This is a genomic window from Alloyangia mangrovi (genome assembly GCF_002300555.2).
Classification (GTDB): domain Bacteria; phylum Pseudomonadota; class Alphaproteobacteria; order Rhodobacterales; family Rhodobacteraceae; genus Salipiger; species Salipiger mangrovi.
The window spans coordinates 1-6,817 of the sequence record NZ_NTHN02000107.1 but is presented as its reverse complement, the minus strand read 5'-3'; the positions used below and the strand labels follow the sequence as shown (position 1 = coordinate 6,817).

7 protein-coding genes are annotated in these 6,817 nt (G+C 67.6%); 3 read left to right on the top strand and 4 right to left on the bottom strand.

Annotated features, from left to right (window positions below):
- Window positions 1-268 (bottom strand): single-stranded DNA-binding protein (gene ssb, locus CLG85_RS26695; protein WP_260350328.1); only part of this gene is annotated, 268 nt, incomplete at its 3' end.
- 277 nt (window positions 269-545) lie between these two features.
- On the opposite strand from ssb, the gene CLG85_RS26690 reads away from it, so the two are divergent.
- Window positions 546-1,166: a lytic transglycosylase domain-containing protein gene (locus CLG85_RS26690; protein WP_095883188.1), complete on the top strand. Its 621-nt coding sequence runs from the start codon at window positions 546-548 to the stop codon at window positions 1,164-1,166.
- Between the two features lie 188 nt (window positions 1,167-1,354).
- Entirely contained in the window at window positions 1,355-2,521 is a 1,167-nt protein-coding gene (locus CLG85_RS26685) for a cytochrome-c peroxidase (RefSeq protein WP_095883189.1), read from the top strand.
- Window positions 2,522-2,525: 4 nt separating this feature from the next.
- Here the strand turns inward: CLG85_RS26685 and CLG85_RS26680 are convergent, their stop codons facing one another.
- The 3 genes from CLG85_RS26680 to miaA all read right to left on the bottom strand — a co-directional run bounded on the left by CLG85_RS26680 (window position 2,526) and on the right by miaA (window position 5,946).
- A complete protein-coding gene (locus tag CLG85_RS26680; RefSeq protein ID WP_095883190.1) occupies window positions 2,526-3,125 on the bottom strand; it encodes a glutathione S-transferase family protein in 600 nt (199 codons plus the stop codon).
- 116 nt (window positions 3,126-3,241) lie between these two features.
- Window positions 3,242-4,912 carry an ABC transporter substrate-binding protein gene (locus CLG85_RS26675; protein WP_095883191.1) on the bottom strand — a complete coding sequence of 557 codons (1,671 nt, stop codon included), beginning with the start codon at window positions 4,910-4,912 and terminating at the stop codon, window positions 3,242-3,244.
- A gap of 140 nt (window positions 4,913-5,052) precedes the next feature.
- Window positions 5,053-5,946 carry a tRNA (adenosine(37)-N6)-dimethylallyltransferase MiaA gene (gene miaA, locus CLG85_RS26670; RefSeq protein ID WP_235865451.1) on the bottom strand — a complete coding sequence of 298 codons (894 nt, stop codon included), beginning with the start codon at window positions 5,944-5,946 and terminating at the stop codon, window positions 5,053-5,055.
- A gap of 97 nt (window positions 5,947-6,043) precedes the next feature.
- On the opposite strand from miaA, the gene pyrH reads away from it, so the two are divergent.
- Entirely contained in the window at window positions 6,044-6,769 is a 726-nt protein-coding gene (gene pyrH / locus CLG85_RS26665; protein ID WP_095883193.1) for a UMP kinase, read from the top strand.
- The last annotated feature ends 48 nt before the right edge of the window (window positions 6,770-6,817 follow it).

The following is a 6,817-nucleotide window of genomic DNA, read 5'->3' as shown; positions in this document are numbered from 1 at the left end:
GCCACTTGCGTGTCTCGAGCTCGCCCTCGATGTAGACCTTGGAGCCCTTGCGCAGGTACTGCTCGGCGATCCGCGCGAGCGGCTCGCTGAAGATCGCGACCGAGTGCCACTCGGTGCGTTCGCGGCGCTCGCCGGTGTTGCGGTCTTTCCAGTTCTCGGAGGTGGCGATGCGCAGGTTGCAGACCTTGCCGCCGTTCTGGAAGGTGCGCACCTCGGGGTCCGCACCGAGATTGCCTACCAGGATCACCTTGTTCACGGAGCCGGCCATGTCATCCCCTTATTCTTGGTCGTTTCGTCTGGTCGTTTTCTGGTCGCCGCCTGTTGTCCAGGCGGGTCGATTGCCTGTGCCTGAAAGGGATTTTCGCACGGCTGCGAATCCCCGCAGGCGGAGTGTTTGCACAGGTCTACACCACGGGCCCGGTGTCCCCAAGCGCTCAATGCCGCGCGGAAATCCGCCGGTGGGGGTGTGTCCGGCAAGCTGGCCTAGGGTCAATTTATCTGTATAGTCGGGCCATAAGGGAACAGTGAAGCGGGACAGGGACGTGATGCGCAAGACCGCAACGCGGGCGCTGGCCGGAGTGGTGTGTGCTCTGGTGTTGTTGGGAACTTCGGTCTCGGCAGAGGTGCTTTCATCCAAGAGCCGGGTGCGGCTCTTCTCCAAACAGACCAACGTGCTCGATGGGCGCGCGTCTCAGCAATACAACAGCTCGGTGCGGCTGCAGCCAAGCCGCGTGGTGACCCCGACCAAATGGGGGCCCATGGGCGGCAACGAGGGCGCGGTGCCGAGCTATCGGGGCAGCTATCGTGGCCCCTACGCCGATCTCGCCCGACAGGCGGCGCGGCGGCACGGTGTGCCCGAGGATCTCTTCCTGCGCCTCGTGCAGCAGGAATCCGGGTTCAACCCCAAGGCGCTGTCGCACAAGGGGGCCATCGGCCTCGCGCAGCTCATGCCGTTCACCGCGCGCAAGCTCGGGGTCGATCCGCATGACCCGGCGCAGAACCTCGAGGGCGGGGCGCGCTACCTGATCCAGCAATACCGAAAGTTCGGCTCCTGGCAGCTGGCGCTGGCGGCCTACAACGCCGGACCGGGCGCGGTGGAAAAGCACGGGGGCATCCCGCCCTATCAGGAGACGATGAATTACGTGAAGGTGATCTGGGGTCAGTAGGCCCCCGTCCGGTACTCCCGGGACCATCGTCTCTGCCCCGCCTCACTTGACGCTGGGAGCGCTTTGCCTGATATGCCTGACCTAAAGGCTAGGGATTTGATCCCGATCAAGGCCCTGCGCCCTGCGCGTGGCCATTCTGGTCGGATCGGCATCGCCGAGCCCCGCCGTCAGGTCCACAGGAGAGCCCCATGCGTCATGCCGCCATCCTCGCGTCCGCCACCGTCCTCGCGCTTGGCGCGGGCGGTCTCGGCCTGGCCCGGCTGACCGCGGCCCCGGCCAGTTTCGACAGCATGGATGCACTCGGCGAGGCGCTCTTTTTCGACGCGAACCTGTCGAAGACCCGCTCGCAGAGCTGCGCCACCTGCCACGATCCCGCCTATGCCTTCGCCGATCCGCGCGGCGCCGCCTCGATCGGTGATGACGGCGCCTCGATCGGCGATCGCAACGCGCCCACGGTGACCTATGCCGCGCATGTGCCCGAGCTGGCGCGGGATGAGGAGGGCCGCTGGCGCGGCGGTCTTTTCCACGACGGGCGCGCGGTGACGCTTGAAGAGCAGGCTGGAGGCCCGCCGCTCAACCCCATCGAGATGGGTATGGGCGACAAATCCGAGGTGGTGGCGCGGCTGCGCGAGAACCCGGACTATGTAGCCGCCTTCGGTGCGCTCTTCGGTCCCGGCACGCTTGACGATCCCGAGGCGGGCTACGCCGCCATGACCCGCGCCATCGCCGAATTCGAGCGGCGGCCCGAGTTCGCGCCCTTCGATTCCAAGTACGACCGCTTCCTGCGCGGCGAGGCGGAGCTGACCAAGCAGGAAGAGCTCGGACGGCTGCTGTTCTTCTCGCAGCAGTTTACCAACTGCAACCAGTGCCACCAGCTGCAACGCAGCGCGGTGGACCCTGCCGAGACCTTTTCGGACTACCGCTTCCACAACCTCGGCGTTCCGGCAAACGGCGCGCTGCGCGCGTCGAATGGCGCGGAGGCGGGCTTCATCGACGGCGGGCTGCTGCAGAACGCGCATTTGACCGAGGACGGCTCCCCGGCGGACGAGACCCTGCGCGGTGCCTTCCGCACGCCGACCCTGCGCAACGTGGCGGTCACCGCGCCCTACATGCACAACGGGGCCTTCGAGGACCTGCGGACGGTGATCCTCTTCTACAACAGCTACAACACCCGCAACGACGCGCGGAAGATCAACCCCGAGACCGGCGAGCCCTTCGGTCCGCCGGAAGTTCCCGAGGCCCTTGCGCCCGAGCTGACCGAGGGGCCGGCGCTCGACGACAAGCGCGTGGATGCGTTGGTGGCATTTCTCAAGACACTGACCGACGCGCGCTATGAGGATCTGCTCGAGCAGTGACGCGTCAGCGCGCCATCTCCTCTTCGATGACCGAGGTCACTGCGGGGCGCGACAGGCAGCGCGCCACCCAGTCCCTGATACGCGGATCCTCTGGGACGAGATCGCGGAACCACCCGTAGGTCGAGGCCACCAGCAGGTCCGCCGCGCTGACCTGATCGTCGACCAACCAGTCCTTTTCGGCCAGTGCCTCCGAGAGCCGGGCCACCGCCTCGGGCACGTCGCGGAAGGTGACCTGGGTGATCGGATGCGAGATCCCGGCCACCTGCAACACGTAGACCGGCTCGAAGACGTTGCCGTACCAGGCCAGCCACGACAGGTAGGCGCCGCGCGAGGGATGGCCGACGGGGCGGCCCATAGGGGTCTCGGGATAGAGGTCGGTCAGGTAGAGCATCACAGCGTTGCTCTCGCGGATGATCGCGCCGTCATGGTCGAGCAGGGGCACCTTGCCCTCGGGGTGGGGATTGTCCGGGTCGCGACCGCCCGAGCCGTCCTGGCGCGGGATCTGCACGATCCGAAGGTCGACATCCTCTTCGATGCCCATGTCGCGGATCAGTTGAAGAATGCGCGTCGAGCGCGAGCGCGGCGCGTGGTAGAGCGTCAGCATGCGGGTCTCCTCCCAGGGGCGACCGGAACTACGGCCTTGCCACCGCCCTGCACTCTGCCGAAGCCCTGCGCGGCTGTCATTGGCCGCGACAGGGCGTGGCAGCCTTCCGCCGAGTGCTAGACCTCCAGCGCCAGCTTGTAGAGGTGGATCTCGAACGAAGGGTGCATCTCGGCGCCGAGCACACCGGGCCGGACGTGGCGGTAGAGCGAGCGCCAGAAGGGCTGAACGATCACCGCGTCCTCCTGCAGCTTGCGCTCGATGCGGGCCATGATCTCCTTGCGCGCCTCGGCATCGGCGATGGTCAGCGCCTCGGCCACCAGCGCATCGAAATCGGCATCGGCGTATCCGGTTTCGTTCCAGGCCTCGCCGCTGCGGTACGCCAGCGCCAGAACCTGGATGCCGAGCGGACGGTGGTTCCACTCGGTGATCGACAGCGGGTAATCCTTCCACTCCTGCCAGAAGGCCGAGCCGGGCAGCACCTTGCGGGTCACCTTGAACCCGGCGTCGCGCAGCATGGCGGCGCAGGCGTCGCCGGTGCGCCGGGTGAAGCCATCGTCGAGCGTGACCAGCTCGTGCTCGACATCGCCGAGCCCCGCCTCCTGCGCCAGCGGCAGCGCGAGGGCCGGATCGTACTCGGTGGGGCCGACCTCGGCGTAGTCGGGATGGATCGGTGCGACGTGGTGGTTCTCGGCGACCGTGCCGAGCCCGGCGTGGCCCAGCTCCAGCGCGATGTCGTTGGCGATGGCGAGTTGCAGCGCCTTGCGCATCCGCTTGTCGGCATAGGCCGCACGGCCGTCCACCAGCGCCCGCTGGTTGCCGCGCAGCACCACCGTCGCGCCGGTGATCACTTCGGAGCGGTCCCACCCCAGCAAATCCGCGGCCTCGATGAACGTGCCGACGTTCTCGTAGAGCATGTCGATCTCGCCCGTCTCGGCGGCGGCGAGCCAGGACGCGGGATCGGTGCCATAATCGAGGAACTCGATCCTCTCGAGCGTGGCGCCGCCCCAGCCCTCGGCCTCGGCCCCCCACCAGGCGTGGGCCTGGTTGCGCACCAGCACGGCGCGCTGGGTGGGGACAACCTCCTCGGGCAGGTAGGGGCCGGTGCCGATGGGATCGGTGAGCATGGTGTCCGGATCATGGCGGGCATGGACGCAGGCGGCGGGATAGTCCGACAGCCCGGCCATGATCGCCACGTCGGGATAGGCGAGGTTGAGGCGCAGGGTCAGATCGTCGAGGATCTCGACCGCGCCCTCGGCCAGTTGCTCGGTCTCGGGGTCGCCGATCGCGGCCAGCCGCCCGGCCATGGAGTTGCCCTCGACGCTGCGGTCGCACCAGTAGCCCATGAGCCGCGCCACGTCGCCCGAAGTGAAGGGCTCTCCGGTGGTCCAGGTGACCCCGGGGCGGACATGCAGCAAGTACTGCCGGGCGTCCTCGCTGGCCTCCCAGCTCTCGAGCAGCATGCCCCGCAGGCTACCGTCGCGGTTGTACTCGACAAGGTATTCGAGCCACCCGCGCGAGACATTGGCGATCTCGGACCAGTCGTAGGTGCGCGGGTCCTTGAGCGGGCGCACCTCCATCTGGATGCGCAGCGTGCTGCCCGGCGGCGCCTCGGAGGGGGTCTCTTCGGCGGCGGCCATGCCGACCATGCCGCGGGCGATCAGCGCCGAGGTGCCGAGCGCCGTCGCCCGGGTGAGAAACTCGCGCCGCGTGACCCGGCCCCGACGGAAATCGCAAAGCTCCTGCCGCACCGCGGGATGGATCCACTGCGCGTTGCGGCCTTGGCTCATCTGCGTTTCCCCCTTGCACAATCTGAGTCATCTGCCCGCCCATTGCGCATCAATTGCGACCCTACGTCAATCGGCTAACGTGATACGTGCGCAGGGAAACCACAGGTTGCAGCAGGCCGGGCCGCGGCAACGTGGCTGCCTCATGCCAGCGCCTCCTCGGGGCAGTAGCGCGGCCAGTCCTTCATCCGGGCGCGGAACCAGGTGCGCTGGCGCTTGGCGAATTGCCGGGTGAGGATCGCGCCGCGCTCCACCGCCGCCTCGAAGCTCAGCTCGCCCCGAAGATGCCCGATCAGCTCCTCCGCACCGATCGCCTTGGCCGAGGGCAGGGCGGGGTGCCAGTGCGCGAGATTGGCGCGGGCCTCGTCGAGTGCGCCTCCCTCGACCATCAGCCGGAAGCGCCGAGCGATGCGGTCGTTCAGCCAGTCCTTGGGCACGTCGAAGAGGATCGGCTGCACCTGAGCCAGCGGCAGCAGCGGCGCTGGCGTCTCGGCCTGCCAGGCGGCGATCCCGCGACCGGTGGCGGTGAGCACTTCCCAGGCGCGCTGCACCCGCATCGGGTTGTGACAGTCGATGCGGTTCCGGCTCTCGGGATCAAGCTCTGCAACCATGGCGCGCAGTTCACCGGCCTCGAGCCGGGCCATGGCGCGGGCGCGGATCTCGGGCGGGGTTTCGGGAATCGCCGCCAGGCCCTCGGTCAGCGCCGAGAAGTAAAGCCCTGTTCCCCCGACGATAATCGGGCGCTTCCCGCCTAGGAGCGGTTGCAGGTCGCGCAGCCAGTCGCCCACGGAATAGGCATGGCTGCCTAGCACGTGACCATAGAGCAGGTGCGACACCCGCGCCTCATCCTCTACCGAAGGGCGAGCGGTCAGCACGCGCCAGTCGGCAAAAACCTGGATCGCGTCGGCGTTGATGATTGCCCCACCGGCAGATTCGGCGATTTCCAACGCAAGGGCGGACTTGCCGCTGGCCGTGGGACCCGCAATCAGCACCGGAAGGGCGGGATCGGGCGCATATTGTTTCACCAGATCAGGCACCGGCGATCCTTTCTTGCGGCGGCGCTCAGCATTGCAGGCGCGGGTATTTTCGGTCACATATAGCCGCAATTTGGATCGTGCACAGACGGAGCGCAACATGACCGAGCAGCCCCAAACCACCTTCAAGCGTGTGATGCTGAAAATCTCGGGCGAGGCGCTCATGGGCGACCAGGGCTACGGCCTGCATCCGCCGACCGTCGAGCGCATCGCGCGCGAAGTGAAGTCGGTGCACGACATGGGCGTCGAGATCTGCATGGTCATCGGCGGCGGCAACATCTTCCGCGGTCTCGCCGGCTCGGCGCAGGGCATGGAGCGCACCACGGCAGACTACATGGGCATGCTGGCGACGGTGATGAACGCGCTCGCCATGCAGTCCGCGCTCGAGGAACTGGGCGTCTTCACCCGGGTGATCTCGGCGATCCGCATGGACGAGGTGGCCGAGCCCTACATCCGCCGCCGCGCTGTGCGCCACCTCGAGAAGAAGCGGGTCTGCATCTTCGCCGCGGGCACCGGCAACCCCTATTTCACCACCGACACCGCCTCGTCGCTGCGCGCCAACGAGATGGCCTGCGAGGCGATCTTCATGGGCAAGAACGTGGACGGGATCTACGACTGCGATCCCAAGACCAACCCGGAGGCCAAGCGCTACGACCGCATCTCCTACGACGACGTGCTGCGCGACAACCTCAAGGTCATGGACGCCTCGGCCATCGCGCTGGCGCGCGACAACAAGATGCCGCTGATCGTCTTCTCGCTGAACGAGCCGGGCGGCTTCCGCGGCATCCTGGCGGGTGAGGGCACTTATACCGAGGTGCACGCCTGAGCGTGACCTGAGAGCGGGGGTGCTGCCCCCGCACGCCGGACAACGCGG

What these genes read in the sequence shown, in the direction of transcription:
- CLG85_RS26690 (WP_095883188.1), top strand. Translation starts at nt 546, where the DNA reads ATGCGCAAGACCGCAACGCGGGCGCTGGCCGGAGTGGTGTGTGCTCTG.
- CLG85_RS26685 (WP_095883189.1), top strand. Translation starts at nt 1,355, where the DNA reads ATGCGTCATGCCGCCATCCTCGCGTCCGCCACCGTCCTCGCGCTTGGC.
- CLG85_RS26680 (WP_095883190.1), bottom strand. Translation starts at nt 3,125, where the DNA reads ATGCTGACGCTCTACCACGCGCCGCGCTCGCGCTCGACGCGCATTCTT.
- CLG85_RS26675 (WP_095883191.1), bottom strand. Translation starts at nt 4,912, where the DNA reads ATGAGCCAAGGCCGCAACGCGCAGTGGATCCATCCCGCGGTGCGGCAG.
- pyrH (WP_095883193.1), top strand. Translation starts at nt 6,044, where the DNA reads ATGACCGAGCAGCCCCAAACCACCTTCAAGCGTGTGATGCTGAAAATC.